Source organism: Bradyrhizobium sp. T-1 (genome assembly GCF_053592855.1).
In genome coordinates this window covers 923693-947620 of record NZ_CM132115.1, presented here as the reverse complement: position 1 = coordinate 947620, position 23928 = coordinate 923693, and the positions used below count along the sequence as shown (strand labels likewise).

29 protein-coding genes and 1 tRNA gene are annotated in these 23928 nt (G+C 64.4%); 8 read left to right on the top strand and 22 right to left on the bottom strand.

What is annotated here, in order from left to right; genetic code table 11:
• The first annotated feature begins 41 nt into the window (after nucleotides 1-41).
• Nucleotides 42-116: transfer RNA gene (locus ACWAT4_RS04545), tRNA-Thr, on the top strand.
• 1330 nt (nucleotides 117-1446) lie between these two features.
• On the opposite strand, the gene ACWAT4_RS04540 is transcribed toward ACWAT4_RS04545, so the two are convergent.
• Nucleotides 1447-1794: a hypothetical protein gene (locus ACWAT4_RS04540; RefSeq protein ID WP_449729914.1), complete on the bottom strand. Its 348-nt coding sequence runs from the start codon at nucleotides 1792-1794 to the stop codon at nucleotides 1447-1449.
• Between the two features lie 330 nt (nucleotides 1795-2124).
• Here ACWAT4_RS04540 and ACWAT4_RS04535 point away from each other — a divergent pair, with 330 nt between their 5' ends.
• Nucleotides 2125-2382, top strand: a complete 258-nt coding sequence (locus ACWAT4_RS04535; protein ID WP_449729913.1) for a hypothetical protein — start codon at nucleotides 2125-2127, stop codon at nucleotides 2380-2382.
• Between the two features lie 82 nt (nucleotides 2383-2464).
• A complete protein-coding gene (locus ACWAT4_RS04530) occupies nucleotides 2465-2920 on the top strand; it encodes a DUF3551 domain-containing protein (RefSeq protein WP_449729912.1) in 456 nt (151 codons plus the stop codon).
• Between the two features lie 83 nt (nucleotides 2921-3003).
• Here ACWAT4_RS04530 and ACWAT4_RS04525 read toward each other — a convergent pair whose 3' ends face one another.
• From ACWAT4_RS04525 to ACWAT4_RS04510, 4 genes are all read right to left on the bottom strand, one after another.
• Nucleotides 3004-3654: an HAD family hydrolase gene (locus ACWAT4_RS04525; RefSeq protein ID WP_212426413.1), complete on the bottom strand. Its 651-nt coding sequence runs from the start codon at nucleotides 3652-3654 to the stop codon at nucleotides 3004-3006.
• The gene (locus ACWAT4_RS04520) at nucleotides 3651-4139 is read right to left on the bottom strand and encodes a Crp/Fnr family transcriptional regulator (RefSeq protein WP_212426414.1); all 489 of its coding nucleotides are present in this window, start codon (nucleotides 4137-4139) and stop codon (nucleotides 3651-3653) included. The genes ACWAT4_RS04525 and ACWAT4_RS04520 overlap by 4 nt, the downstream gene beginning before the upstream one ends.
• A 94-nt stretch (nucleotides 4140-4233) precedes the next feature.
• On the bottom strand, nucleotides 4234-4839 hold the full coding sequence (locus tag ACWAT4_RS04515) for a ferric reductase-like transmembrane domain-containing protein (protein WP_449729911.1): 606 nt from the start codon (nucleotides 4837-4839) through the stop codon (nucleotides 4234-4236).
• Between the two features lie 35 nt (nucleotides 4840-4874).
• Nucleotides 4875-5378, bottom strand: coding sequence for a peptidase associated/transthyretin-like domain-containing protein (locus tag ACWAT4_RS04510; RefSeq protein WP_449729910.1), 504 nt, complete (start codon nucleotides 5376-5378; stop codon nucleotides 4875-4877).
• A 183-nt stretch (nucleotides 5379-5561) separates the two neighbouring features.
• Here ACWAT4_RS04510 and ACWAT4_RS04505 point away from each other — a divergent pair, with 183 nt between their 5' ends.
• Nucleotides 5562-6569, top strand: a complete 1008-nt coding sequence (locus tag ACWAT4_RS04505; RefSeq protein WP_449729909.1) for an LLM class flavin-dependent oxidoreductase — start codon at nucleotides 5562-5564, stop codon at nucleotides 6567-6569.
• A 52-nt stretch (nucleotides 6570-6621) separates the two neighbouring features.
• Here ACWAT4_RS04505 and ACWAT4_RS04500 read toward each other — a convergent pair whose 3' ends face one another.
• From ACWAT4_RS04500 to ACWAT4_RS04475, 6 genes are read right to left on the bottom strand one after another with little or no spacing between them, the layout of a single operon-like run.
• Nucleotides 6622-7497 (bottom strand): amidohydrolase family protein, encoded by an 876-nt coding sequence (locus ACWAT4_RS04500; RefSeq protein WP_212298567.1) that lies wholly within the window; start codon nucleotides 7495-7497, stop codon nucleotides 6622-6624.
• Between the two features lie 12 nt (nucleotides 7498-7509).
• Complete coding sequence (locus tag ACWAT4_RS04495) at nucleotides 7510-7902, bottom strand: RidA family protein (RefSeq protein WP_449729908.1); 393 nt, start codon at nucleotides 7900-7902, stop codon at nucleotides 7510-7512.
• A 24-nt stretch (nucleotides 7903-7926) separates the two neighbouring features.
• The gene (hpaH, locus tag ACWAT4_RS04490; RefSeq protein WP_449729907.1) at nucleotides 7927-8730 is read right to left on the bottom strand and encodes a 2-oxo-hept-4-ene-1,7-dioate hydratase; all 804 of its coding nucleotides are present in this window, start codon (nucleotides 8728-8730) and stop codon (nucleotides 7927-7929) included.
• Between the two features lie 2 nt (nucleotides 8731-8732).
• Nucleotides 8733-9593, bottom strand: coding sequence for a fumarylacetoacetate hydrolase family protein (locus tag ACWAT4_RS04485; RefSeq protein ID WP_212446143.1), 861 nt, complete (start codon nucleotides 9591-9593; stop codon nucleotides 8733-8735).
• A 55-nt stretch (nucleotides 9594-9648) separates the two neighbouring features.
• On the bottom strand, nucleotides 9649-10266 hold the full coding sequence (locus ACWAT4_RS04480; RefSeq protein ID WP_212298571.1) for a flavin reductase family protein: 618 nt from the start codon (nucleotides 10264-10266) through the stop codon (nucleotides 9649-9651).
• A 3-nt stretch (nucleotides 10267-10269) separates the two neighbouring features.
• Nucleotides 10270-11235 carry a Bug family tripartite tricarboxylate transporter substrate binding protein gene (locus tag ACWAT4_RS04475; RefSeq protein ID WP_449729906.1) on the bottom strand — a complete coding sequence of 322 codons (966 nt, stop codon included), beginning with the start codon at nucleotides 11233-11235 and terminating at the stop codon, nucleotides 10270-10272.
• Nucleotides 11236-11364: 129 nt separating this feature from the next.
• On the opposite strand from ACWAT4_RS04475, the gene ACWAT4_RS04470 reads away from it, so the two are divergent.
• From ACWAT4_RS04470 to ACWAT4_RS04460, 3 genes are all read left to right on the top strand, one after another.
• Nucleotides 11365-12165, top strand: a complete 801-nt coding sequence (locus tag ACWAT4_RS04470) for an IclR family transcriptional regulator (protein WP_449729905.1) — start codon at nucleotides 11365-11367, stop codon at nucleotides 12163-12165.
• A 248-nt stretch (nucleotides 12166-12413) separates the two neighbouring features.
• On the top strand, nucleotides 12414-13709 hold the full coding sequence (locus tag ACWAT4_RS04465) for an O-acetylhomoserine aminocarboxypropyltransferase (RefSeq protein WP_449729904.1): 1296 nt from the start codon (nucleotides 12414-12416) through the stop codon (nucleotides 13707-13709).
• Between the two features lie 4 nt (nucleotides 13710-13713).
• The gene (locus tag ACWAT4_RS04460) at nucleotides 13714-14496 is read left to right on the top strand and encodes an alpha/beta fold hydrolase (protein ID WP_212298575.1); all 783 of its coding nucleotides are present in this window, start codon (nucleotides 13714-13716) and stop codon (nucleotides 14494-14496) included.
• A 6-nt stretch (nucleotides 14497-14502) separates the two neighbouring features.
• Here ACWAT4_RS04460 and ACWAT4_RS04455 read toward each other — a convergent pair whose 3' ends face one another.
• From ACWAT4_RS04455 to phnG, 11 genes are all read right to left on the bottom strand, one after another.
• Nucleotides 14503-15456, bottom strand: coding sequence for an aliphatic sulfonate ABC transporter substrate-binding protein (locus tag ACWAT4_RS04455; RefSeq protein ID WP_212298576.1), 954 nt, complete (start codon nucleotides 15454-15456; stop codon nucleotides 14503-14505).
• On the bottom strand, nucleotides 15453-15689 hold the full coding sequence (locus ACWAT4_RS04450; protein ID WP_212298577.1) for a hypothetical protein: 237 nt from the start codon (nucleotides 15687-15689) through the stop codon (nucleotides 15453-15455). The genes ACWAT4_RS04455 and ACWAT4_RS04450 overlap by 4 nt, the downstream gene beginning before the upstream one ends.
• A 373-nt stretch (nucleotides 15690-16062) precedes the next feature.
• Nucleotides 16063-16674: a pyridoxamine 5'-phosphate oxidase family protein gene (locus ACWAT4_RS04445; protein ID WP_212298578.1), complete on the bottom strand. Its 612-nt coding sequence runs from the start codon at nucleotides 16672-16674 to the stop codon at nucleotides 16063-16065.
• 26 nt (nucleotides 16675-16700) lie between these two features.
• Nucleotides 16701-17297: a phosphonate metabolism protein/1,5-bisphosphokinase (PRPP-forming) PhnN gene (gene phnN, locus ACWAT4_RS04440; RefSeq protein ID WP_449729903.1), complete on the bottom strand. Its 597-nt coding sequence runs from the start codon at nucleotides 17295-17297 to the stop codon at nucleotides 16701-16703.
• Entirely contained in the window at nucleotides 17294-18451 is a 1158-nt protein-coding gene (locus ACWAT4_RS04435; RefSeq protein WP_449729902.1) for an alpha-D-ribose 1-methylphosphonate 5-triphosphate diphosphatase, read from the bottom strand. The genes phnN and ACWAT4_RS04435 overlap by 4 nt, the downstream gene beginning before the upstream one ends.
• 12 nt (nucleotides 18452-18463) lie before the next feature.
• Nucleotides 18464-19162 (bottom strand): phosphonate C-P lyase system protein PhnL, encoded by a 699-nt coding sequence (gene phnL, locus ACWAT4_RS04430; RefSeq protein ID WP_449731162.1) that lies wholly within the window; start codon nucleotides 19160-19162, stop codon nucleotides 18464-18466.
• 8 nt (nucleotides 19163-19170) lie between these two features.
• Nucleotides 19171-19968 (bottom strand): phosphonate C-P lyase system protein PhnK, encoded by a 798-nt coding sequence (phnK, locus tag ACWAT4_RS04425; protein ID WP_212298581.1) that lies wholly within the window; start codon nucleotides 19966-19968, stop codon nucleotides 19171-19173.
• Nucleotides 19961-20857 carry an alpha-D-ribose 1-methylphosphonate 5-phosphate C-P-lyase PhnJ gene (locus ACWAT4_RS04420; protein WP_449729901.1) on the bottom strand — a complete coding sequence of 299 codons (897 nt, stop codon included), beginning with the start codon at nucleotides 20855-20857 and terminating at the stop codon, nucleotides 19961-19963. The genes phnK and ACWAT4_RS04420 overlap by 8 nt, the downstream gene beginning before the upstream one ends.
• A complete protein-coding gene (locus tag ACWAT4_RS04415; RefSeq protein ID WP_449729900.1) occupies nucleotides 20854-21969 on the bottom strand; it encodes a carbon-phosphorus lyase complex subunit in 1116 nt (371 codons plus the stop codon). Before ACWAT4_RS04415 ends, ACWAT4_RS04420 begins: the two co-directional genes overlap by 4 nt.
• A 4-nt stretch (nucleotides 21970-21973) precedes the next feature.
• The gene (phnH, locus tag ACWAT4_RS04410) at nucleotides 21974-22582 is read right to left on the bottom strand and encodes a phosphonate C-P lyase system protein PhnH (RefSeq protein ID WP_449729899.1); all 609 of its coding nucleotides are present in this window, start codon (nucleotides 22580-22582) and stop codon (nucleotides 21974-21976) included.
• A 4-nt stretch (nucleotides 22583-22586) separates the two neighbouring features.
• Nucleotides 22587-23051 (bottom strand): phosphonate C-P lyase system protein PhnG, encoded by a 465-nt coding sequence (gene phnG, locus ACWAT4_RS04405; protein WP_212298585.1) that lies wholly within the window; start codon nucleotides 23049-23051, stop codon nucleotides 22587-22589.
• Between the two features lie 119 nt (nucleotides 23052-23170).
• Between phnG and phnF the strand changes: the two genes are divergently transcribed.
• The gene (phnF, locus tag ACWAT4_RS04400; protein WP_212298586.1) at nucleotides 23171-23899 is read left to right on the top strand and encodes a phosphonate metabolism transcriptional regulator PhnF; all 729 of its coding nucleotides are present in this window, start codon (nucleotides 23171-23173) and stop codon (nucleotides 23897-23899) included.
• The last annotated feature ends 29 nt before the right edge of the window (nucleotides 23900-23928 follow it).

Here is a 23928-nt window from a genome sequence, read left to right as displayed (position 1 = left end):
CTTGGTAGGCCCCTGTGGCGGCCGATTCTTATCCCAGCATTGCTGCCGTAGCTCAGTGGTAGAGCACTCCATTGGTAATGGAGAGGTCGACAGTTCAATCCTGTCTGGCAGCACCATTTCATCTTCTTCAAATGAGCATGAACAGGCAGTCTCGCGGCACTGAACGCCCGAGTTTTGCTCGTTTCCGTTGCCCTCCTCTTCCGAAGAGGGCGCAGGGAAGACCGGGTACCGACGGGCACCCGCGGTCCGCTGCGCGAAAGTGTAGCGCAAGGAAACCGCACAGCAGCATACAGGTGACGCCGAACACTCGGCCTTCCCTGCGCGATGGTTGGACGGCTTATGCCGTGCTCTCCCCGGAGACGAATTCCTTTTGCCTCCGTCGCCTCACGGAATTCACCGACACCGCGCCGGTTGACGCCAGTGCCGCCTCCGCAAGTGCTTGACCGTAGCGACGACGGCCAGGACCACACGGTTTTGCCGTACGCATAGGCGCCGTTCGTACGACACGGCTTGTGCCGGGCTCACGGGGTTCGGCTCAATCCTCTGCCCGCCCTGCCCTCACATCCGCGCCGGCGCTGCCGCGTCCACCGCTTCCCCAACCCACGCTCGTGACGACGTACGATCGCCCCTCTCCATCGGGCCGGGATGCGAGAAGAATGCCGTAATTCCGAATTTCGGTAAAGTGGAATATTTTTGTGAGAAGGGATTGACGCGTTTCGCGGCAGCCGGGGTGTTTTGCCCGAGGGGGCTCCTCTGCCCCGCAGGTAAGGTTAATTCTTCCTTTCGATTGTCGGTAAAATTTTATCTATTATCGTCCTTCTCATTCAAGACCAACAAGAGGCTCCGATAGTGATTGCGTTTGGCCTGATCGTGACTGGGACTGCACTGCTTCTGTCCGGCATCGTTGCCTTCGGCTTTCACAGAAACTCGCTGCACTCGATGGCGTTGCTATAGCGTACCGGCCTTCCCTGAACGTCAGGGTATCCCTCGCCAGGACCTGAACGCGCGTGGCAGTGTGACGAGGTCAGGCTCGCTTTAACGGAAGTGAACCTTTGTCGTCCCGAGGCCAATGTGCGGAAACTGCGCGGTTCTTACCGTGGCCCTCTCAGCTGCCATTCGCCCTTCCGGCGTTCAATAAAGCCTGAAACGCCTCGTTGGGGCCCTGTCATCGACGACGCAAGAAGCTTGATGCGAGCGTTTCCCTCGAAGCCGGCGAATTCATAGAGCCATTGGCCATCGTCCGGGACCCGATAATGCCACTCCTTGAGAGAGGGATCGGGCGTCGCCGGAACGACGTCCATTCCGTTGGGAAGGCCAGCGGGACCTACAGACGAGGCGACAGATGCGAGCCAGCGCCTGTCCGGCGAGTAGTGCGGAGGCGCAACGATTTCCACAACGTCACCCGTAGCGATCCTCACGAGGAGCCAACTCGCACCTTCCCAATAATCAACCTCGATCAAGACAAGGTCGTGCTCGGGAAAACCCCGTCAGTTGATACTTGAGGCAGCCGTCAGCGTCGCCGGACCGACACTTCGCTTCCTCGTTGAGATAAATCCTCGTCTTCCCGTTCCTGAACTTCAGTTGCAAACCAGGGCCAACGCGCTTGGCGAATTCGCCGACCTGTTCCAGACAGGCCCGCTCCGACCGATCAATGTCGCCGACGCCATGGTCGTCGATGCAGCGGCCATCCTGCGACGGATGATCAGAAAAAGAATAGGGAGTGACCGCAAAGGCGTTCGCATCAAACCATGCAGCCGCGATGACCATTGCAAGCCGTATCAGGGAGACCTTCATCGGGGAACCTGCGTTAGTCAAAGTACCGCCAACGTAGTGGCAGAAAGACCTTGCTGGCCGAGTTAACTGCTCAGGTCAAAATGACCAGGTCTTCGATCTCGGCTATGGGAGACGAGCGCTGGCTCATTCAGCGCAACAGTCCGTTTACCAGCACCTAGATGTCGCCTGCAGAGCAAACCAACGAAAGTCGCAAGTTGCTCTCGACCCTGGTACTCTCGGTGGATGGCGACGTCGAGAATGCTCCGTATTCTCCGAGTTGTGAGCCTGCTTTGCCTATGCATCGTGGGAGCGGCCGTCGTTGTAATCCCCTTGGAGCTTGCGGCTTATCCTATGCTGAAATCCATCGGATGCAGTTGGACTGACGGGGAACAAAGCTTTACCTGCGCAGAGGGCTGGGTCGGTCGCTTCATCTCGACCGCGCTCAATCTGCCAATACGGTTCTCTGACGCGAGAGAGTTTACGTTCTGGGTCAGTGCACCGGCTGGTCGAGGATTCGCGGTTTACCTGTTTGACGCGATCTTCACTCTCGCACTGATCTATCCCCTGCTGATACTCTTTGCGCGGAAAGGCGGTCGGCAGGGCAGTTGACGTCTGCAACGGGTCACTTCCGAGCATCGCGCGATGCGAGCTCCTGCGTCCGAAGGACTACAACGCCGATTCCCCGACCGTAATGTTGTTTAACTGCCGTTCGATACAAGACTGCGGTCTGCTCTTGCTGATGCGGAAGTGTCTGAGAGGCAGTTGCCGGAAGGACCGCAGCGACCTTTGCTCCGCGCGGGCGGCTTGGTATTGTTGCTGTGCTGGAGGACCGGACTCTCTGTGTCCGCAGTCCCCTGAAGCAGGATCCGCAAATCCTGGGAGTCACATCATGCGCGCGCTTCCCTTTCTCCTCATCCTTTGGATCACAATGTCGGCGTCCGCTCCGGCCGCAGCTCAACGGTTCAACGGCAACTATCCGGTCTGCCTTCAGAAGTGGGAGTGGGGCGGCGCCAGCTATATTTCGTGCCACTATAGCTCGTGGGAAGAGTGCAAGGCGACGGCAGCAGGCCTTTCCGCCATGTGCTTGCTGAACCCTTACGTGCAGCGGCCAGTTCCCCCAGAGCGCGGTCCGCGCCCCTATAGGTGAGATTGCGGCGGCAGCCGCGTTCGATGACGCGCGCGATGGGATTCAGAAGTGCGCTACCCATCCCGCACCTGCCGCATGGAGAGTTACAGCAGCGTCGGCAGGTCGCCCATCCGATGGAAGACGGCGTCGCAAATCGGCGTCAGCTCCAGTTCGGCGTGCGCATCGCCTCCGGCAAAACCCAGGACTTTCATTCCTGCAGCCTTTGCGGCGCGGACTCCCGACAACGAATCCTCGACAACGACGCAATTTGAGGGGTGCGCACCCATCGTTTGCGCGGCATGCAGAAACAGGCCGGGATCCGGCTTCCACGAACCAACCTCGTACGCGCTGAAGATGCGGCCCTGGAAATGCTCAAGAAGTTTCGTCAATCCGAGCGCATGCGTGAGCTTCGACATCGGTCCGTTCGACGCCACGCAAACGGGAATGGTGATTTCGGCGAGCGCGGCATGAATTCCTTCGATGGGCTGCAGCTCGGCGTCAAACGCCAGCGCCGTTGCCTGTCGAACGTCCGCGACAAAACTGTCCCGGACGCTACGGCCCAGCCGGCGTTCGATGTCGCGGACGCAATCCGCCATCTTGACCCCTCTGAAGGAACGCACGGCATCGTCCACGCCGATCGCCACGCCTTCCTCGGCGGCTTTCCGGGCAAGGACGGTCAGCGCGATGATCTCACTATCAACCAGAACGCCGTCAGAATCGAAGATAACGAGCTCGGGAACGAGGCGCGTATTCATCTCTCGGGGGTTTCCTCGTCGCCCGGCCGATGCGCCGTGACGCGATCGTCGGCACGCCGCAGCCGCCGGCACAGTTCGCGATTGATGTTCTGCAGCACGATCACATAGGCGCGGATATCGGCCTTGTAACAGGCGTAGAGCTTTTGGGCGGTCAGCTCATACAGCACGGTCTCGCTCTCCGCGACCACCGTAGCCGAGCGGTTTTGCATTTCGATCAGCGTCATCTCGCCGAAGAAATCGCCCGCCTCCAGAACGGAAATCGGGACGAGCGTCCCCGCATGCGCCCGTTTGCTCACGGCCAGCCGGCCGGATTTGACGATGAACATCGAGCGGCCCGGCTCGCCTTCCGCCACGATCGTCGCGCCAACATCGAAGCGGCACTCGACCAGCATCGAGATCAGGAGGTCGAGACTGGAGTCGGATAGGCCGCCGAAGAACGGCGTCGCGAGCAGGAAGGCTTTCAGGTCGGGAGCGCTGACGGTCATTGCGCGAGGATACGTCCCATCATCATTTGCGGCAAGCTGCGCACGCATTGGCACTGACGGCGCCCAAGATGTTTGAAGAGCGGCGTCGCCCGGTTTACTGCCGCGCGACGGTCTCGCTCCGCACCATCCGCTTTCGCCAGAGGTCAGCCATGACCTTGACGGTGGCCGCCAGCACAGCTGCGCAGAGCACTGCCTTCGAGACCGTCTCCATCGTCCCCTCGATCAGCAGGCAATGGACCACGCTGCATGCGACGATGACGAGCGCGAGGGGAATATGGACGAAGCGCCAGGTTCGCAGCCGCAATCCCAATCGCCGGCGCAGCGCTGCCAGAACCGCGACCGCGAAGATCGCCCACATGGCGACCACGCCAAAGGGGGAAAATGGCGTCGGCGACGAGAAGGTCAGCGCGTCGATCATATCCGGCGGACTGGTGAACCAGAGGCCGCCGACGTGGATCACCACCGCCAGGGCAAGCGCACCGCCGATCCAGTGATGGGCGCGCCGTGCGCGATAAGCCGACAAGCCCGGCAAAACTCCGCCAATCAGCAGCGGTTGAACCAGCACCAGGCCGAGTGCAACAATCCCGGCGAATCCGGCGAGGATGTAGACCGGACCGCGCCATGCGAGCTGCTCGCTTGCGGCTGCGAGCGCGATCGGCACGCCGATGGCCACGGCAAGGGCGGCCCAGATCAGGGGCATCCGGGCCGATCTCCACCCCTGCACCTGCAACGCAGTCAGGCCGGCTGAAGCACGAAGTGCGCCTCGAGGCTGGTGTCCTTGGCGCTGCGCATGATCGGCCGCAGGAAGACGGTTTTGAACTCACCGCTGTCATAGGCGAGGTGACCATGCGGCTGGCCGAAGATCGGAATGATCTGCGGCATCTCGAGCCGAAACGCGCCGTCCTTGCCGGTGAGCGTGGCGCCGTGACTCTGCGGCTCGTGCTCCTGGCCTTCGACCGTGTGCGCCCAGATCTGGATGCGTTGACCCGCCAGCGGCGCCCCGTCGCCGGCGCGGCGCACGGTACCGCTCATCCAGAAGCCGCCCTTTCCGATCCGGTCCACGACCGGCGCGCCCTTGCGGTAGTTGTTCGCCCCGCCCATCATCGATTCAGTCGGCGCGAGGCCGTCCGCGCGCGCCGGCAGCAGCAGCCCGGACGCGCCGGCTGCCAAGATCCCTGTTGCGAGGACGGAGCCGCCGGCGGCGAGGAGGTTGCGGCGGCTGAGTACGACGATGGTCATGTCAGGTCCTCCCGGCGACGGTGGCGCTGATTGGAGGATACAACAACACGCGTCAGACGCCCAGTTGAGACGACGGGCGAGACGCGGCGGAATAACAGGGTTGTGAACGGCGCTCTACCCATCGTGCGCGCTGACACTACATGTGACTGCCTCGGACGCAGATCCCCCACTCCGGTAGCCGCCATGATCCCTTTCTCCGTGCTCGACCTCGCTCCCATCCGGCAGGGTTCCGACGCCGCGCAGGCATTTCGCAATTCACTCGATCTCGCACAGCACGCGGAACGGTGGGGCTTCAAACGGTTCTGGCTCGCCGAGCACCACAACATGACGGGCATTGCGAGTGCGGCGACATCGGTGGTGATCGGGCATATCGCGGGCGGCACCAGGACGATCCGCGTCGGCTCGGGCGGCGTGATGCTGCCGAACCATTCGCCGCTGGTGATCGCCGAGCAGTTCGGCACGCTGGAATCGCTTTATCCCGGGCGGATCGATCTCGGGCTCGGGCGCGCGCCGGGCACCGACCAACTGACCGCACGGGCGATGCGGCGCGACCTTGCGACCGCTGCCGAAAACTTTCCGCACGACGTGCTGGAACTGCAGGCGCTGCTCGGTGATGTGCAGCCGAACCAGGCCATCCGCGCCGTGCCCGGCATGGGGACCAAGGTGCCGTTGTGGATCCTCGGCTCCAGCATGTTCGGCGCGCAGCTCGCGGCCATGCTCGGGTTGCCTTTCGCCTTCGCCTCGCACTTCGCGCCGCAAATGATGATGCCGGCGCTGCGCGAGTATCGCGCGCGGTTCGAGCCCTCGGCACAGCTCGACAAGCCCTATGCGATGATCGGCGTCAATGTGTTCGCCGCCGACAGCGATATCGAAGCGCAGCGCATGTTCTCCTCGCTGCAGCAGCAGTTCATCAATTTGCGCCGAGGCACGCCGGGCCAGCTGCCGCCGCCGGTCGCGGACATGGACGCGCTGTGGTCGCCGGCCGAGAAGGCCGGCGTCGCGCAGTCGCTGGCCTGCTCCGCCGTCGGCTCGCCGGCGGTCGTCGAAGAGAAGCTGAAGGCGCTAATCGCCGACACCGCCGCGGACGAGCTGATGACCACGGGGCAGATCTACGATCACGCGGCACGCCTGCGCTCGTTCGAGATCGCGGCCGAGGTGCGGGACAGGTTGGCGAAACAGCCGGCAGTGTGAAGGGCGATGTGCGCGCCCCGATGACGGCGCGCTCTTGGCGACCTCCGAGCCTCTAATCCGGAAACCCGAACAGCTTTGCCGGATTGTGCACCAGGATCTTCTCCAACTCCGCCTGGTCCGGCGCATAGCGGTACATCAGTTCGAGCAGATCGGCGTCGTTCGGCGGCTGCTTGACGGAGACCGGATGCGGCCAGTCGCTGGCCCAGACGCAGCGGTCGATGGCGGCCTCGATATAGGCGCGCGCGATCGGGATGACGTCGTCGTAGGGAGGGCCGGCCTGCGAGGTCTTCTCGCCAAGCGAGAGCATGACCCAGAAATTGCCCTTCTTGAGCAGCTCCAGCATCTTGCGCAGGTTCGGATCGTCCTTGCCGCGCGACGGCTCCGGCCGCGCCATGTGGTCGATCAGCACGGGGACGTCGAGGTTTTCGTATTTGGCGACGCTGGAGACGATGCCATCCTTCTCCGGCTGGATCTTGACGTACCAGCCGAGCTCGCGGATGCGCGCGACGGCGCGAGCGAAATCGGCATCCGACAGCACCGCGCCGAGCTCCTGGCGGAAGCTGAAGCGCGCGCCGCGCACGCCGGCATCATGCAGCTTGGCAAGGTAGGAGTCGTTGGCTTCCGCAAAGACCAGCGCGTTGGCGCAGCCGCGATAGTTCGGCCCCATTGCGGCGAGGCCGTCGAGCACGACGGAATGGTCGGCGCCGTAGGTCGTGGTCTGCACGATGATGCCGCGCTCGATGCCGAGCGTCTTGTGCACGCGCAGCGCCGCTTCCCAGGTCGCGGTCGGCATCCGATAGGCCGCACCGGGACGCTCCGGATATTTGTCGATCGGACCCAGCACGTGGAACTGGCTGTCGACGGTCTTCGGCGGCGGCGCCTTGATCGGGCGGCGCGGATTGGGATCGAACGGCAGATAGGCCGGCATGCAAGTGCTCCCTTAGTCGATCACGGCGGTGAAGTCGCACTGCACCAGCGCGCCGCCGTCCATATTGTCCATCGGCAGCGCGTGGCGCGCCGGGCGCGAATGCTCGTCCGGAAACATCTTGAGCCATTCGACATTGACGGGGCCGCGCTGCGCGCGGTCCTTCAGCCACACCGTCATCTTGATGATGTCGGAGGTCGAGCCGCCCGCGGCCTCCACCGTCGCCTTCATGTGAGCGAACATGTTGACGCATTGCGCGTCGAGACTCTCTGGCATCACGCCGGCCGCATCGCGGCCGAGAATGACGCCGGACATCACGAGATTACCAATGCGGCAGGCGTTCGGAATCGGATTGGCGTGCTTGAAGCCGCCGATATGGATGCTCTTGCGCCGCGATTGACCGGTCATGGTGCGCTTCCTCTTGTTGTTGGTTCAGACGAACTGGCAGGACACCGAGCCGAACGGGCCATAGTCGGCATGGAAAGTGTCGCCGCGGCGGATATCGACCGGGCGCGTGAACGATCCCGCCAGCACAACTTCGCCGGCGGCGAGATGCTCGTCATGCGGCGCGAGGCGGTTGGCGAGCCAGGCGATACCGTTGGCGGGATGGTTGAGCACGCCGGCGGCAAGCCCGGTCTCCTCGACCTCGCCGTTGCGGAACAGCAGTGCACCGATCCAGCGCATATCCGCATCCAGCGGACGGAACGGCCGGCCGCCCAGCACCAGCGCGGCGTTGGCCGCGTTGTCCGAGATCGTGTCCACGACTTTTCGGGTCTTGCCGGTCTCGGGATCGACGCGATGCATGCGCGTCTCCAGAATCTCGAGCGCGGGCGTGACGTAGTCGGTGGCGTTGAGCACGTCGAAGATGGTGCAGTCCGGTCCGCGCAGCGGCGCCTTCAGCACGAAGGCGAGCTCGACCTCGATCCGCGGCGCGTGGAAACGATCGAACGGGATCGGCGTGGCGTCGGCATAGAACATGTCGGCGAACAGCACACCGTAATCGGGCTCGGAGATGCCGACCGCATTCTGCATCGCCTTCGAGGTCAGGCCGATCTTGTGGCCCTTGACGACGCGGCCGCGGCCGAGCTGGAGTTTCGTCCATGTACGCTGGACGGCGTAGGCGTCTTCGATGCTGAACTCGGGAAACTCTTTCGAGAACATCGGGATCAGCGCCTTGGTGCGCTCGGCCTCATCCAGGCGCGCGGCAAGGCGTTCGATCGTGGCGGCGTCCAGCATATCTATTGCTCCGCAGCCACCGTGTTGCGCAGAGTGCCGATGCGGCTCGACTCGATTTCGACGACGTCGCCGGCCTTGAGCCAGCGCGGCGGATCGAAGCGCGCGCCTGCCCCGGTTGGAGTGCCCGTCACGATCATGTCGCCGGGCTTGAGGGTGGCGAAGGTGGAGAGATAGGAGATCAGGAAGTCGAACGGGAACATCAGCCGCTCGGTCGTGTCCTGCTGCCGGACCTCGCCATTCACGCGCGTGACGATGTCATGGGGCCCGCGCGGATCGAGCTCGTCCGCGGTGACGATCCAGGGGCCGATGCTGCCGGAGCGATCAAAATTCTTGCCTTGCGTGACGTTGAACTTGCCATGGCGCAGCCAGTCGCGGATGGTGCCCTCGTTGCACAGTGTCATGCCGAAGATGTGCGACCAGGCTTTCTCGCGGCGGATATGACGGCCGCCCTGGCCGATCACGATGACGAGCTCGCCTTCATAGTCGAGCTGCTCCGACACCTTGGGCTTCTCGAGCGGCTGGCCGGAGCCGGTCATCGACGACATGCTGCGCACGAACAGGCTCGGATATTTGGGCAGGTCCGAATTGTCTTTGTATTCTGCATTGCGCTCGGCGTAGTTGACGCCGATGCACCAGAGCTTTTCGGGCGCCAGCACCGGTGGCAATAGCGTGAGGGCCTCCAGCGCGAAGTCCGGTTTTTGTCCGGCCACTGCCTCCTGCGCGTCGGCGAGCGCGTTGGCCGCGATCAGCGCCTTCACGTCGGAGAAGTCGCGGCCGATCCGCCTGGTCAGATCGACCACACCGCCTTCGACCACCGCGCCGTAGCGCGGCTCTCCGTCCACCAGATAGCTTACGAGTCGCATAGTCGTTCTCTCCAATGGTGTTCGGACGGTCCGCCGGTGGACGCGGCGCGTACGTTCACTCGGCCGATTTCGGGGTCTGGAAGACGGTGTTCAACGTCACGATCTCGCCGAGCCGGGCGTAACGCGGTCCGCCAATGCGCGCGATCGGGTCGAGCGCCTTGGTCTCGACCTTGCCGTCGTTCACGAGACCGTCGCGGATGTGGAACATCACGACTTCGCCGACGATCAACCGGCTGCGGGCATCGCCGAATTCGAGGCACTGCCGGAACACGCATTCCATCGCGACCGGAGCGGCTGCGAGCCTGCGCACCTTGATGCGTTCGCACGGCAGCGTCTCCAGCCCGAGATGCTCGACCTCGCTGATCTCAGGCGGATGCTCGACCGAGCTGTCGTGCACCGCAGACATCAGCGGCGTATCGGCGATGTGGATGACATATTCCTCGGTGTCGAGAATGTTGTGCGCGGTGTCCTTGTACTCGGCGCCCTTGCGGCCGACACTGATGGCGAGCATCGGCGGCTTCTGCGAGACGAAGGTGAAGGCGCTGAACGGCGCGAGGTTGAGCACGCCTGAGCGCGACAGGCTGGTCACCCAGGCGATCGGACGCGGCACGACGATGCCGGTCATCAGCCGATAGATGCGTTCCGCGCCGAGCTCGGTGGGGTCGATCCGCATCGCTCAGTCAGCCTTGATGTTGGCCTTGCGCACGATCGGGATCCATTTGGCGTCCTCGCGCTCTAGATAGGCCCTGAACTCGTCCGGCGTCATCGCGACGGCTTCGCCGCCGAGCTTGTCGAACTTGTCGACCACGCCGGGGTCTTTCAGGATCGCGACCAGCGTCTCCTGCAGCTTGTCCACGATCGGCGCCGGCGTGCCCGCGGGCGCGAACAGGCCGGTAAAAGTCTGGCCGTCGAAATCCTTGTAGCCGAGTTCGGCGAAGGTCGGGACATCCGGCAGCGACTTCAGCCGATGTGGGCTGGTCACCGCGAGCGCCCGGAACAGGCCGGCATTGATGTGCTGGAGGCTGACCGTGAGCTGGTCGAAGGCGAACTGCACCTGCCCGCCCAGAAGGTCGTTGATGGCAGGCGCATTGCCGCGGTAGTGCGCCGTGACCCATTGCAGGTCGAGGTTCGACTGCATCAACTCGCTGAGCAGATGGTTGGTCGTTCCCGGGCCGGGTGAGGCCATGGTCAGCTTGCCGGGTTCGCGCTTGGCGAGATCGATGAATTCCTTGAAATTGTTCGCCTGCACGGAGGGGTGAACCTCGAGCACCAGCGGCGTCATCGAGATGGTCGAGATCGGCAGGAAGTCTTTCTTCCAATTATAAGCGTCGCGCTTGTTGATCTCGGTCGCGAACAGAACCGGACCGTTGGCGCCGACGAACAGCGTGTAGCCGTCGGGCGCCGATTTCGCGAAGGCCTCGCCCGCGATCATGCCGCCTGCACCGGCCTTGTTCTCGATGATGAAGGGCTGGCCGAGCTTTTCCTGGAGCTTGTCGGCGATGATGCGCGCGGCGCTATCGACATTGCCGCCGGCGGGATAGGGCACGATCAGCTTGACGCTGCGGGCCGGCCATTGCTGAGCCGACACCGGCCCCGCCAGCATCGCGGTCACGGCGGCGATGGCAATCGCGATTAGTCTCATGTTGACCTCCCGGCGGCGCTTCCAATTCCACGGCGAATGCCCCGACGTCGTACGTGGCACCCGATTGCCGCGCAATCTCCAGACGAGCACTTTACCTGTCGAGTGAATTATGGCGTTCTTGTCCATATTATGGACAGAGCCCATTCCAGGATATCGGCCCGGACCGCACTGGAGCCGCGACAAGGCGCCCAGGCGATCCGCCGCGCGTTGTCGGTGTTGCGTATTCTTGCCGCAGGCCGCGAGGACGGTGTGCCTTTGGCCGAGGTCGTGCAGGCAACGGGCCTGACGCGCCCGACCGTGCATCGCATCGTTCACGTGCTGATCGAGGAAGGTATCGTCGAGCGGCACGGCAAAACCGGCCGCTACGCGATCGGCAACCAGGTGCCGGAGCTGGCGCTCGCGCGTCCCCAACCTTCGCCGCTCCTGGTCGCCGCGGGTCCGTCGTTGCGGCGCGCCTCCATGGAGATCGGCGACACGCTGTTCCTGACGATGCGCACCGGCAACGACACACTGTGCGTCGACCGCAGGATCGGCGCCTATCCAATCCAGGTGTTGTCGATCGAGGTCGGCGCGCGCCGCCCGCTCGGCGTTTCCAGCGCCGGCGTCGCCATCCTCGCTGCACTGCCGGCGCCGGACGCGCGAAAAATCGTCGCGGCGAACGAGAAGAGGTTCGAGGCCTATCGAACCGACGTCGCAACCGTGATGGGCGAGATCACCGCAGCGAGGCGTCTGGGATACGGCATGAGGGAGATTGGCCTTGTGCAAGGAACGAAATCGATCTCGACCTGGATCAAGACCCTGGACGGACGCCCCGCGGCTGCAATGACCGTCTCCGCCGTTCGAACGAGGCTCGGCCCGCGGCGCGAGCAGGAAGTCGCGGAAATTCTGCTGCGCGAAACCCGCGTGATCGAGCAGGCCATTCGCGTGTAGCTTCGCTCCCCCCGCGTGCGGCCGCGTGCGGGGAAAGGCCGGAACTTGCGCGGCAAATTCCGGGGGAGAGGGAGTCTCCGCAAACTCCACTGTCAGCATCCTCGCGGAGAGTCCCCTCACCCCAACCCTCTCCTCGTAAGAACGGGGCGAGGGCGCGCACCACCGATGTGACGCTGTCAATGGGCTGACTTCGTGCGCCGTTTTGTGGCACAAGGGCCGCCATCGCTGACCGACCAACGAGGCCACGCATGCCCGCGCCGAAACCGCCTGCCTTCGAGACCCTGAGCCTGCATGCGGGCCAGCATCCGGATCCCGCGACCGGGGCCCGCGCGGTGCCGATCTACCAGACCACCTCCTACGTATTCCAGGATTCCGACCACGCGGCGGCGCTGTTCAACCTGGAGCGCGCCGGCCACATCTATACGCGCATCTCCAACCCCACCACCGGCGTGCTGGAGGAACGACTCGCGGCACTCGAAGGCGGCGTCGGCGCGATCTGCACGGCGAGCGGCATGGCCGCGCTGCATCTCGCCATCGCGACGCTCTTGAATGGCGGCGATCACATCGTGGCGTCGAGCTCGCTCTATGGCGGCACCATCAATCTGCTGGCGCATACGCTGCCGCGCTTCGGCATCACCACGACCTTCGTGAAACCGCGCGATCTCGACGCGTTCCGCGCGGCGATCAAGCCGAACACGAAGCTCGTGATCGGCGAGACCATCGGCAATCCCGGGCTCGAGGTGCTCGACATTCCCAAGGTCGCGGCGATCGCGCATGAGGCGAAGATCCCGCTGCTGATCGACAACACTTTTGCGACGCCCTATCTCAGCCGCCCGATCGAGCTCGGCGCCGACATCGTCATGCATTCGGCGACCAAATGGATCGGCGGCCACGGCATCGCGATCGGCGGCGCCATCGTCGACGGCGGCCGCTTCGACTGGCGCGACTCCGGAAAATTCGGCGTGCTGACCGAGCCCTATGGCGGCTATCACGGTATCGTCTTCGACGAGCAGTTCGGCACGGCGGCCTTCATCATGCGCGCCCGCACCGAGGGCTTGCGCGATTTCGGCGCCTGCCTGTCGCCGACCAATGCGTTCCAGCTGTTGCAGGGCGTCGAGACGCTGGGCGTACGCATGGACCGGCATATGCAGAATACGCTTCTCGTGCTGGAGGCGCTGAAGTCCAACAAGGCGGTCGACTGGGTGCTGCACCCCTCGCTGGAACATCACCCCGACTACCAGCTCGCCAAGACGCTGCTGCCGCGCGGCGCGGGCTCGATCGTCTCCTTCGGCATCAAGGGCGGCCGGCCTGCAGGACGCAAGTTCATCGAATCGCTGCGCATGATCAGCCATCTCGCCAATGTCGGTGACGCCAAGACGCTGGTGATCCACCCCGCCTCGACCACGCATCAGCAGATGGATGCCGAGCAGCTCAAGGCCGCCGGCATCGGCGAGGAGCTGGTACGGCTGTCGGTCGGCATCGAGACCGCCCCTGACATCATCGACGATCTCGCGCAGGCGCTGCGCCTCTCGCAAAAGGTCTGAAGTCATGAAGCTCACCGTCAACGGCACTGATGTGTTCCTCGCAACCGGCGGCCGCGACTTCGACAAGTCCCTGCCCACGGTCGTCTTCATTCACGGCGCCGGCTTTGATCATTCGACCTGGGCGCTGCATACGCGCTGGTTCGCCCATCACGGCTTTGGCGTGCTGGCGCCCGATCTGCCCGGCCACGGCCGCTCAGCCGGACCGTCACTGTCGAGCATTGCCGAGATGGCAGACTGGACCGCGGCGCTGCTCGGTGCGGCCGGAGTTGCCAAGGCGCAACTGATTGGCCACTCCATGGGTTCTCTGATCTCGCTGGAGACCGCCGCGCGTCACCCAGACAAGGTCTCGGCGCTGAGCCTGATCGGAACGGCTGCAACGATGACCGTCGGTCCGGATCTGCTGAAGGCTGCCGAAGCCAACGAGCAGGACGCGCTCGACATGGTCTCGATCTGGGGCCTCGGCTTCAAGGCCGAGCTCGGCGGCAGCCTCGCGCCGGGCCTGTGGATGCATGGCGGTGCGCAGGCTGTGCTGAAGCATTGCGAGCCGGGCGTGTTGTTCAGGGATCTGTCGGCCTGCAATGCTTATGCGAATGCGCTTCAAGCGGCCGCGAGTGTGACGGTGCCGACGACCCTCATCCTCGGCGAGCGGGACATGATGACGCCGGCGAAGGCCGGCAAGACGCTTGCGGCAGCGATCCCGCATGCAAAGACTGTCGTGGTACCGGGCGCGGGTCACATGATCATGGCCGAGCGCCCGGATGAACTGCTGGCGGCGCTGAAGGGCTAGCGCCGCTCAGGAGCCCGGCGTCCACTTCCAGACGATGTCGGACACGTTGACCGGCTTCGGGATCAGGCCGAGCTTTGCAAAGCGATCGGCCACCGCCTGCTGGCTCCTGATCACCTCGGTATCCAGCGGCACGACGCTGTAGGTCGAGCGATTCACGAAGCGACGGACAGCCTCGATGTCCACACCGGTCGCTTCAGCCTGCGCTTTGGCAACCTCATCGTGATGGGAGTTCGCCCACGCGCCTTCGGAGGCGAAGATCGTGTTGAGACGTGCGACCAACGAGGGATACTTCTCCACGAAATCCGTATTGGCGATGTAAAAGGCATTCGGCTTGTGCACATCCTTGTCGAAGACGAGGACGCGAGCATTCTCCTTCAGCTCGGCGAGCGCGAAATAAGGATCCCAGATCGACCAGGCGTCGACCGAGCCCTTGACGAAGGCCGCGGTCGCATCGGCCGGCGCGAGCGGCGCCGGCGTGATGTCGGACCAGGACAGGCCGGCCTTTTCGAGTGACGCGACGAGAAGATTGTGCGCGCTCGAACCCTTGCCGAAGGCGACGCGCTTGCCCTTGAGACCAGCCAGCGTCTTAATCGGCGAGTCCTTCGGTACGACGATGGCCTGGTTGTCGCCGTCGGACTTCACGGCCGCGACATAGCGGATCTTGGCGCCGCCGGCTTGCGCGAAGATCGGCGGCGTGTCGCCGACGAAGCCGAAATCGACGCTGCCGACATTGATGGCTTCCAGCAGCGGCGGACCGAACTGGAAGTCAATCCACTTGATCTCGATACCGAGTGGTTTGAAGGCATTTTCGATCGTCTGGCGCTGCCGCACCGCCGGAAAGAAGCCGCCCTTCTGCGTGCCGATGCGGATCTCCTTCGGCTTGTCCTCTGCGTGCGCGGGCGCGGCCATGCATGTTGCCAGCAGCAGCGCAGCCGTCAGGAGTTGTCGTCGTGCAATCATGGTGCGGTCCTTTCAGTTGCGAACAGTGAAGAGTTCAAACGGTGGCTTCGCTCGGAGAACACGGCGAGGGCCGCGCGCTCGGCGTCGCGCACCGAGCGAAACTGGCGGCCTTCGAGGCTGTCGAACAGGCGCTCGGAGGAGAAGAAGCGGAAGCCGCGCTCGTTGCGGGTGATGATGCCGGCGGCGCGGTCCTGGATCTCGATGATGTAGGCGTTGGGTTGGGCTTGAGACATGACTGCTCGTTCGCCGAAGTCTCGGCGTTCCTGTCTTGGGGATTTGCGGTGTGGATGCTGCTAGAAGGTGGTCAGCAACAACAACAGGCGCCCGTTGCCGCCGCGAGGCAGCGCCGCGTCATGCACGCATGCATGTCGCCTTGGTTACGCTGGTGATCGGTTCTCATATCGCGGCATCAAGCTCGATGAGCAGTTTCGATGCTGTGAATATCCAGCGATTGCCGCGATTGGTCAATGAAATGGCTATCCATATTTGCGGGGCGCGTGATCGCCCGCTTCTCCCGCCGCAAGCAGCGGCAGGTGGAATCGTCTTGTTCAAGGAAACATGGATCGCCTCGTCCCCCCTCCCTTTGCGGGAAAAAGGCAGGAAAGCTCACCACATCGTCGCGGCAGCCCGCTCGGGCCAGATCCGGTCGTACTCGGTACCGCCGACCTTGTTCTCGCTCATCTCGGCGAGGATCTGGCCTGGCGTCGGCAGCGTCTTGGGGTCGACGCGCTTGTCGGGATTCCAGAGGTCGGAGCGGACGATGGCGCGGGCGCATTGGAAGTAGATCTCTTCCAGGTTCATCACCATGACGCTGCGCGGGGCCTTGCCCTGGACTTTGAACGAGGCCAGCAGTTCGGGATCGACCGAGAGATGCGCTCGGCCGTTGGCGCGGACCGCGTTGCCGGAGCCCGGGATCAGGAACATCAGCGACACCCTGGGGTCACGCACGATGTTGCGCAGCGAATCGATCCGGTTGTTGCCGCGGCGATCCGGCAGCATCAGCGTCTTGGGATCGTGGATGCGGACAAAACCAGGGAGATCGCCGCGCGGCGAGCAGTCGATGCCCTCAGGCCCGATGGTGGCGAGAGCGGCGAACGGCGCCTTTTCGATGAAGACACGGTAGAGCGGCGTGACGTAGTCGGCGACTTTCACGGTCGAGGCGTCATTGGTGGCGCCGTAGATGGCTTCGAGCTCCTCGACCGTCCTGATCACCGTCATTCCGTTCTCTCCTGCTCTGCCGGCTGTTACTCGCGCCAGCCTTCATTCCTGATCACGCGCACCAGCTGGCGGCCATGATAGTCCGCGCTACCGGCGTTGAGAATGGTGACATCGGCGTTGGCCGAGGCGTCGTCGACGCTACGCGCCAGCCGATCCGCGATATTGCCGTCGCTATGCCGTGCCCGTGCGGCGAGACGCTGCGCCAGCACATCCGGCGGCGCGGTGATCGCAACCACGACCACGTCGGCATAGGCCTGGCGCAGCGCGGCGATCACCGTGCGCGAGACGTTGGCAACGACGGCGCGCCCGGCGCGAATGGCGTCGTTGATCTCCAGCGGCAGGGCATAAGAATGCCCATGCGCCTCCCAATGCACGGCGAAATCGCCGTGATCGCGTGCGCGGACGAAGTCATCGGCGCTCACCGCGACGTTGTCCTCGTCAGCGGACGAGGCACGCGTCACGACACGGCGCGGAAAGACGACGTCGGGATCATCGGCGCAGGCTGACTGCGCGAGCCGCAACAGCGTATCCTTGCCGGCACCGCTCGGGCCGACCACGAGCACGAGCCGGCCGGGGCCGATCGCACCCGCCTTGTCCTGTGCCATGGCCTCAGTCTCGCTCATGCGACGCGGTGCCCTTCGCGCCAGACGCTGCGAACCACGGGAACGCTGCCGGCGACATGCACGCGGATCAGATCGGCGCGCTTGCCGATCGCGACTTCGCCGCGGTCGGTGAGGCCGACCGCATCGGCAGGTGCCTTCGTCACGGTACGAACGGCCGCCGGCAGGCTGATCGACGGCGCATGCTCGGGCAATTGCAGCGCGCCCATCAGCAGGCTGGACGGGATATAGTCCGACGACAGGATGTCGAGCAGCCCTTCACGGGCGAGGTCGACCGCGGCAATATTGCCGGAATGCGAGCCACCGCGCACGACGTTGGGCGCGCCCATCAGAATATCGATGCCGGCCTGATGCAGGGCCCGCGCGGCCTCCAGCGTGGTCGGAAATTCCGCCACTGCGACGCCATCCCGCACGGCGTCCGCAACGTTCTCCTCGGTAGTGTCGTCATGGCTCGCCAGCGGAATCCTGTGCTCATGCGCCAGCGACACGATTTCGCGCATGTTGGCCGCAGCGTATTTCTTCTGGTATTCAAAGCGCTTTGCAAAGAGCTCGTCGAGCTCGGCGTCGGTCTTTCCGCCGCCCTTGCCGCGATAATAGTCACGCAGCTTGACCTCGTCACGGAACTGACGCTGACCGGGCGTGTGATCCATCAGCGACATCAGCTTGACGTCGGGGCGGTCGATCAGCTCCTTGGCCTCCTCGACCACGCTCGGCATCGGGATTTCGCAGCGCAGGTGCAGGAAGTGGTCAGCGCGCAGCAGATTGGAATCGCGCGCAGTCGTGATCGCGGCGGCGAGCACGCCGGCACGGCCATCGACCTCCTCGGCGCCGTCCTCGCGCCAGACCCGAAGCGAGTCGAACACGGTGGTAATTCCCGAGGTCGCGAGCTGGCCGTCATAGGAGATCACAGCCGCGACCGGATTCCAGAACACCTTTGGGCGCGGCACGTAATGGGCTTCGAGGTGATCGGTGTGCAGCTCGATCAGGCCGGGCATGATGAGATCGCCGCCGGCATCCTCCGCCCCCGTTGGCGGCCTGCCATCGCCGATCTCGGCAATGCGTCCATCGGCAAAGGCAAGCCAGCCCTGCTCGAGCAGCCGGTCAGCCAGCACGATCCTGGCGTTGGCGATCACGATGTCCTTCGGCTTGGCGTTCATGTCCCTCTTCCTTCAGGCCGCGGCGGCAAAGCTGGTGACGTCGACGATGCGGTCGGCAATCAAATGGCGGATTTCGTCGTCATGGACAATCGCAACCATGGCAACGCCCTGGCGTTTCTTCTCGGCGACCAGCTCGACCACGACGGCGCGGTTGGCGGCATCGAGCGAGGCGGTCGGCTCGTCCAGCAACAGGATCGGCAGATCCGAGATGAAGCCACGCGCGATGTTGACGCGCTGCTGCTCGCCGCCAGAGAAGGTCGCGGGCGGAAGCTGCCAGAGCCTCTGGGGAATGTTGAGGCGATGCAGCAGCTCGCCGGCGCGCGCCTGCGCATCGGCGCGGCCAATGCCGCCAGCGATCAACGGCTCGGCGACGACGTCGATAGTCGCAACGCGCGGCACCGCCCGCAGGAACTGGCTGACATATCCGATGGTGGCGCGGCGAACGTTAAGGACCTGCCGCGGCTCAGCGGTGGCGAGGTCGATCGGCGCACCGCGATGGCGGATGCCGATCCGGCCGGAATCGCAACGATAATTGCCGAAGATCATCTTCAGGATCGACGATTTTCCGGCACCTGATGGTCCGGACAGCACGACGCACTCGCTCGGCTGGACCTGAAAGGTCACGCCGCGCACGACAGGCAATTCGATGCCGCCTTGCAGGTGCATCGTAAACGTCTTGTTGGCGTCGGCGATGTCGATCATGGCGGGCATAGGAATGCTCATGGCGGGAGAATCGAGGAGACGAGAAGCTGGGTGTATGGCTCGCGAGGATCGTCGAGCACCTGGTCAGTGAGACCGGTCTCGATGACACGGCCGCCCTTCATCACCATCACGCGATGCGACAGCAGGCGTGCGACCGCGAGATCGTGTGTGACGATGACGACCGCAAGATGCAGTTCGGCGACGAGATTACGCAGGAGATCGAGCAGGCGGGCCTGGACTGACACATCAAGTCCGCCGGTCGGCTCGTCCATAAAGACCAGCCGCGGCCCAGTGACGAGGTTGCGCGCAATCTGGAGGCGCTGGCGCATGCCGCCGGAATAGGTGCGCGGCGCGTCGTCGATTCGCGCAACGTCGATCTCGACGCGCGTCAGCCAGTCGGAGGCGGACTCGCGAATGCGGCCGTAGTGATTCCAGCCCACGGCCATCAGCCGCTCACCGACATTGGCGCCGGCCGAAACGGCCATGCGCAGGCCCTGCGCCGGATCCTGGTGCACAAAACCCCAGTCGGTGCGGAACAGGAGCCGCCGCTCCGCTTCGCCAAGCGCGGCGAGATCGCGGGTGATGCCGTCGCGCATGCGATAGGACACCTGCCCGCCGCTCGCGGCGAGCTGGCCCGACAAGAGTTGCAGCAGCGTCGACTTACCCGAGCCGGATTCGCCGACGATCGCCAGCACCTCGCCGGGATAGAGCGAGAACGACACGTCACGGCAGGCGGCAATGCGACCGTAGGACTTGCTGAGGGAATCAGCGATCAGCAACGGCTGACCGGTTTCGAGCAGATCCTGCTCAGCCATTGGAGACCTCCTGCGCCTTGTCCTTATACGGCGCAGCACTCAGGGCACCGTGATGGCCGGCGGCTTGACGTCCCTCGCAATAGTCGGTGTCCGAGCAGACGAACATGCGGCTGCCCTTGTCGTCGGTGACGATCTCGTCGAGGTAGGAGTTTTCGGCGCCGCACAGCGCACAAGGCGCGTTGAAGCGGTACGGCTCGAACGGGTGATCCTCGAAATCGAGGGATACCACCTGGGTATAGGGCGGGATCGCATAGATGCGCTTCTCGCGGCCGGCACCGAACAATTGCAACGCCGGGCAATTGTCCATCTTGGGATTGTCGAATTTCGGCGTCGGCGACGGATCCATCACGTAGCGCCCATTTACCTTGACCGGATAGGCGTAGGCGGTTGCGATATGGCCGAAGCGGGCGATGTCCTCGTAGAGCTTCACATGCATCAGGCCGTATTCGGCGAGCGCATGCATGCGCCGCGTCTCGGTCTCGCGCGGCTCGAGGAAGCGCAGCGGCTCCGGAATCGGCACCTGATAGACCAGCACCTGCTTTTCGTGCAGCGCGGCCTCCGGAATGCGGTGACGGGTCTGGATTACGGTCGCCTCGCCGGTCGACGTCGTCGTGGCGACGCCGGCGGTCTTGGCGAAGAACTTGCGGATCGAGATCGCATTGGTGGTGTCGTCGGAACCCTGGTCGATCACCTTCAGCACGTCCTGCGGCCCCAGGATCGCGGCGGTCACCTGCACGCCGCCGGTGCCCCAGCCATAGGGCATCGGCATTTCGCGGCTGGCGAACGGCACCTGATAGCCCGGGATCGCGATCGCCTTCAGGATCGCGCGGCGGATCATCCGCTTGGTCTGCTCGTCCAGATAAGCAAAGTTGTAGGCGGGCGGGTTCATTCCGCGGCCTCCTTCATGGCATCGGGCGCATCGGCCTCAGTAGAGGCTTCAGCGAATTCCTTACGCAGCTTGCGCAGCAGGCCGAGCTCGGACTGGAAGTCGACATAGTGCGGCAGCTTCAGATGCTCGACGAAGCCGGTCGCCTGGACGTTGTCCGAATGCGACAATACGAACTCTTCGTCCTGCGCGGGGGCCCCAACCTCTTCGCCGAGCTCGCGGGCACGCAGCGCGCGGTCGACCAGCGCCATCGACATGGTCTTGCGCTCGCTCTGGCCGAAGGCGAGACCATAGCCGCGGGTGAAGCACGGCGCTTCCGTCGCCGAGCCCTTGAACTGGTTGACCATCTGGCATTCGGTCAGCTCGATCGAGCCGAGCGGCACCGCAAAGCCGACGTCTTCGGCGGCGAACTCAACCTCGACCTCGCCGAAGCGGATCTCGCCGGCGAAGGGATGGTTGCGGCCGTAACCGCGCTGGGTGGAGTAGCCCATCGCCAGCAGAAAGCCTTCGTCGCCGCGCGCGAGATTCTGCAGGCGCAAATCGCGGTTCGCCGGAAAGTTCAGCGGCTCGCGGGTGAGATCGCCGACGCTGGCGCCGTCTTCGGCCTGCGGCGAGGTCTCGATCAGCCCGTCGCGGCCGAGAATGTCGGTCGCGCGCGGCGTCGGCGCGGTCGAGGCCTCGGCGACGGCGGGCGCTTCCGGCACAAAACCCTGGTTGAGTGAGGGATCGAGCAGGCGGTGCGTATAGTCAAAGGTGGGGCCGAGGATCTGACCACCGGGAATATCCTTGAAGGTCGAGGACACCCGCCGCTGCACCCGCATGGCGCCGGTATCGACCGGCTCGCTGGCGCCGAAGCGCGGCAAGGTGGCGCGGAAGGCGCGGACCAGAAAGATCGCCTCGATCAGATCGCCGCGCGCCTGCTTGATCGCAAGCGCCGCGAGCTCGCGATCATAGAGCGAGCCCTCGCTCATGACACGGTCGACCGCCAGCCCAAGCTGTTCCGAGATCTGGTCGAGCGAGACTTCCGCGACGCTTTGATCGCCGCGCCGCGCATTGGCGAGCAGGAGATGAGCGTTCTCGATGGCGCGCTCGCCGCCTTTGACTGCAACGTACATGCCTCTAGCCTCCCTTGCTCACGATGCGCGTGGTGCGCGGGATCGCAACCACGGCATCGTCGGCGACCAGAACCACATCGATGCCACGCGGAAACAGGGTCTCGTTGCAACGCAGGCGCTCGAACAGGTCGAACGGCTTGATCGATGCCTGCAGCACCGCGACGCCGTCAATGCCGGGGCCTAGCAACTCGAAGTCGCGCCCTGAGCTCAGGCTGTCGACCTGAATGATGACAGTGGTCGAACGATCCGGATATTCGTTGGTGCCGAGCGCGAAACGCTCGATCGAGGGCAGCGCACCGCCATCGCTGATCAGCGCGAAAGCCGCGATGGAGGAATCCTCGATCACCGGCGCGCCGGTGTGAAACTTCAGCCACTTCAGGACATCGGAGCTTTCCGACATCCGCGCGTCGAGCCAGAGCGGCGTGTCGTGATCGAACAGCGTCAGCGCGATCGCAGCGGTGCCGCGCATCATGGGTCCAGCCGTCCCGGCCATCGGCACGATGCGCTGGACCGAGCCCGGCCGCGCCATCGCGTCCATGACCGAGCGGAAGGTCGATTGCGCCGACAACACCTTGTCGGCGAATCCCGGCGGCAATTCCGCAATCGTGGTCATGGTCTCACCCCTCACCACGCACCATGGTGTAGAAATCAACCTTCGTCGCGGCAGTCTCTTCGGCCTCGCGGCTGCGTTTGACCATAAGCTGCTCACGCAACGGGGCGACAATTTCGCGCTCGACCGCCGCGGCGAAATCGCGCGACTGCACCAGCGCATCACACAGCGCGATCAGCCGCGCCTTCTCGCCATCGCGCCCGAGCGTGTAGCCGAAGCCGACCTCGCCGCTCGCAAGACGCACCGCTGCGCGCGACACCGTGGCTTCGCCGAGATTGAACGGCGCGCCGTCGCCGCCGACCCGGCCGCGCAGCATCACCAGTCCACTCTCCGGTTCGCGCAGATCCTGATGGCCGGGCAAGGGAACGTTGCGGAGGCGAGCGGCGATCTCGCCCGCCTCCGCGTGCGCCAGCACGGCCATGGCGGCCTGGCGCTGGGCTTGCTGGGTGTTGTGCTGGGTCACCGAATCCATCGACCTTTTGACAGAACTTGCCGAACTCAAGTTGTCTATGATAATAGACAACTTGATACGGAAGCGCCATGACTGTTTCGTGACAAAGGTGTGATTTTCGAGCTAGGCTGACCTCCGACATGAGCATGCAGGACACCGCCTCCTCGGGCGTCGCGCTGTGGCGCCTCGTTGCCGACGGCATCGAGCGCGGCATCGCCGACGGCCGCTTCGCCGCCGGCGACAAATTGCCGGGCGAGATGGAAATCGCCGAAACCTATCGGGTCAATCGCCACACCGTGCGGCGTGCGCTGGCCGCACTGGCCGAGCGCGGCATCGTGCGCGCCGAGCGCGGCAGCGGAACCTATGTCGAGGCGCAGAAGCTTGCTTATCCCTTGCGCTCGCGCACGCGCTTCTCGGAGATCGTTGGCGCCGACGGCCGCGAGCCGCAGGGACGGATGATCGAGGCGAATGAGGATGTCGCAACCCGCGAACTCGCGCGGGAGCTGGGATTAAAGACCGGCGCCCCGCTGGTGCGGATCGAGGCCATCCGCCTCGCCGACCGCACCCCGATCTGTGTTTCCACCACCTGGTTGTCGGCGGAGCGGTTTCCCGGCGCGGGCAGCGTGTTTGCCGCGACGCGCTCGATGACGAAGATGCTCGAGCATTACGGGATCCGCGACTACCGCCGCGGCGCCACAAGGATCACCGCCGGCATCGTCGACGCCACCGACGCCGCGCGGTTGGACTTGCCGCTCGGGCGGCCGATCCTGGTGGTCGACGCAACGGACCTCGATCTCGGCGGCAAGCCCCTGGTGACGAAGCACTCGCGTTTTGCCGCGGAGCGGGTCGAGTTTTTGGTGGAGCCGTAAGGGAGGGATCACCCTCGCTCCACCCTACG

Coding starts and splice junctions, on each gene's coding strand:
- phnN (WP_449729903.1), bottom strand. CDS start 17,297: ATGAGCGAGACTGAGGCCATGGCACAGGACAAGGCGGGTGCGATCGGC.
- phnK (WP_212298581.1), bottom strand. CDS start 19,968: ATGGCTGAGCAGGATCTGCTCGAAACCGGTCAGCCGTTGCTGATCGCT.
- ACWAT4_RS04520 (WP_212426414.1), bottom strand. CDS start 4,139: ATGACCGTCAGCGCTCCCGACCTGAAAGCCTTCCTGCTCGCGACGCCG.
- ACWAT4_RS04470 (WP_449729905.1), top strand. CDS start 11,365: ATGGACAGAGCCCATTCCAGGATATCGGCCCGGACCGCACTGGAGCCG.
- ACWAT4_RS04480 (WP_212298571.1), bottom strand. CDS start 10,266: ATGCGGATCGACCCCACCGAGCTCGGCGCGGAACGCATCTATCGGCTG.
- ACWAT4_RS04530 (WP_449729912.1), top strand. CDS start 2,465: ATGTTGTTTAACTGCCGTTCGATACAAGACTGCGGTCTGCTCTTGCTG.
- phnL (WP_449731162.1), bottom strand. CDS start 19,162: ATGCCCGCCATGATCGACATCGCCGACGCCAACAAGACGTTTACGATG.
- ACWAT4_RS04515 (WP_449729911.1), bottom strand. CDS start 4,839: ATGCCCCTGATCTGGGCCGCCCTTGCCGTGGCCATCGGCGTGCCGATC.
- ACWAT4_RS04445 (WP_212298578.1), bottom strand. CDS start 16,674: ATGACGGTGATCAGGACGGTCGAGGAGCTCGAAGCCATCTACGGCGCC.
- hpaH (WP_449729907.1), bottom strand. CDS start 8,730: ATGCTGGACGCCGCCACGATCGAACGCCTTGCCGCGCGCCTGGATGAG.
- ACWAT4_RS04485 (WP_212446143.1), bottom strand. CDS start 9,593: ATGCGACTCGTAAGCTATCTGGTGGACGGAGAGCCGCGCTACGGCGCG.
- phnH (WP_449729899.1), bottom strand. CDS start 22,582: ATGACCACGATTGCGGAATTGCCGCCGGGATTCGCCGACAAGGTGTTG.
- ACWAT4_RS04465 (WP_449729904.1), top strand. CDS start 12,414: ATGCCCGCGCCGAAACCGCCTGCCTTCGAGACCCTGAGCCTGCATGCG.
- ACWAT4_RS04510 (WP_449729910.1), bottom strand. CDS start 5,378: ATGACCATCGTCGTACTCAGCCGCCGCAACCTCCTCGCCGCCGGCGGC.
- ACWAT4_RS04455 (WP_212298576.1), bottom strand. CDS start 15,456: ATGATTGCACGACGACAACTCCTGACGGCTGCGCTGCTGCTGGCAACA.
- ACWAT4_RS04535 (WP_449729913.1), top strand. CDS start 2,125: ATGCTGAAATCCATCGGATGCAGTTGGACTGACGGGGAACAAAGCTTT.
- phnF (WP_212298586.1), top strand. CDS start 23,171: ATGAGCATGCAGGACACCGCCTCCTCGGGCGTCGCGCTGTGGCGCCTC.
- ACWAT4_RS04500 (WP_212298567.1), bottom strand. CDS start 7,497: ATGCCGGCCTATCTGCCGTTCGATCCCAATCCGCGCCGCCCGATCAAG.
- ACWAT4_RS04540 (WP_449729914.1), bottom strand. CDS start 1,794: ATGAAGGTCTCCCTGATACGGCTTGCAATGGTCATCGCGGCTGCATGG.
- ACWAT4_RS04435 (WP_449729902.1), bottom strand. CDS start 18,451: ATGAACGCCAAGCCGAAGGACATCGTGATCGCCAACGCCAGGATCGTG.
- ACWAT4_RS04415 (WP_449729900.1), bottom strand. CDS start 21,969: ATGTACGTTGCAGTCAAAGGCGGCGAGCGCGCCATCGAGAACGCTCAT.
- ACWAT4_RS04525 (WP_212426413.1), bottom strand. CDS start 3,654: ATGAATACGCGCCTCGTTCCCGAGCTCGTTATCTTCGATTCTGACGGC.
- phnG (WP_212298585.1), bottom strand. CDS start 23,051: ATGGATTCGGTGACCCAGCACAACACCCAGCAAGCCCAGCGCCAGGCC.
- ACWAT4_RS04495 (WP_449729908.1), bottom strand. CDS start 7,902: ATGACCGGTCAATCGCGGCGCAAGAGCATCCATATCGGCGGCTTCAAG.
- ACWAT4_RS04460 (WP_212298575.1), top strand. CDS start 13,714: ATGAAGCTCACCGTCAACGGCACTGATGTGTTCCTCGCAACCGGCGGC.
- ACWAT4_RS04475 (WP_449729906.1), bottom strand. CDS start 11,235: ATGAGACTAATCGCGATTGCCATCGCCGCCGTGACCGCGATGCTGGCG.
- ACWAT4_RS04505 (WP_449729909.1), top strand. CDS start 5,562: ATGATCCCTTTCTCCGTGCTCGACCTCGCTCCCATCCGGCAGGGTTCC.
- ACWAT4_RS04450 (WP_212298577.1), bottom strand. CDS start 15,689: ATGTCTCAAGCCCAACCCAACGCCTACATCATCGAGATCCAGGACCGC.
- ACWAT4_RS04420 (WP_449729901.1), bottom strand. CDS start 20,857: ATGAACCCGCCCGCCTACAACTTTGCTTATCTGGACGAGCAGACCAAG.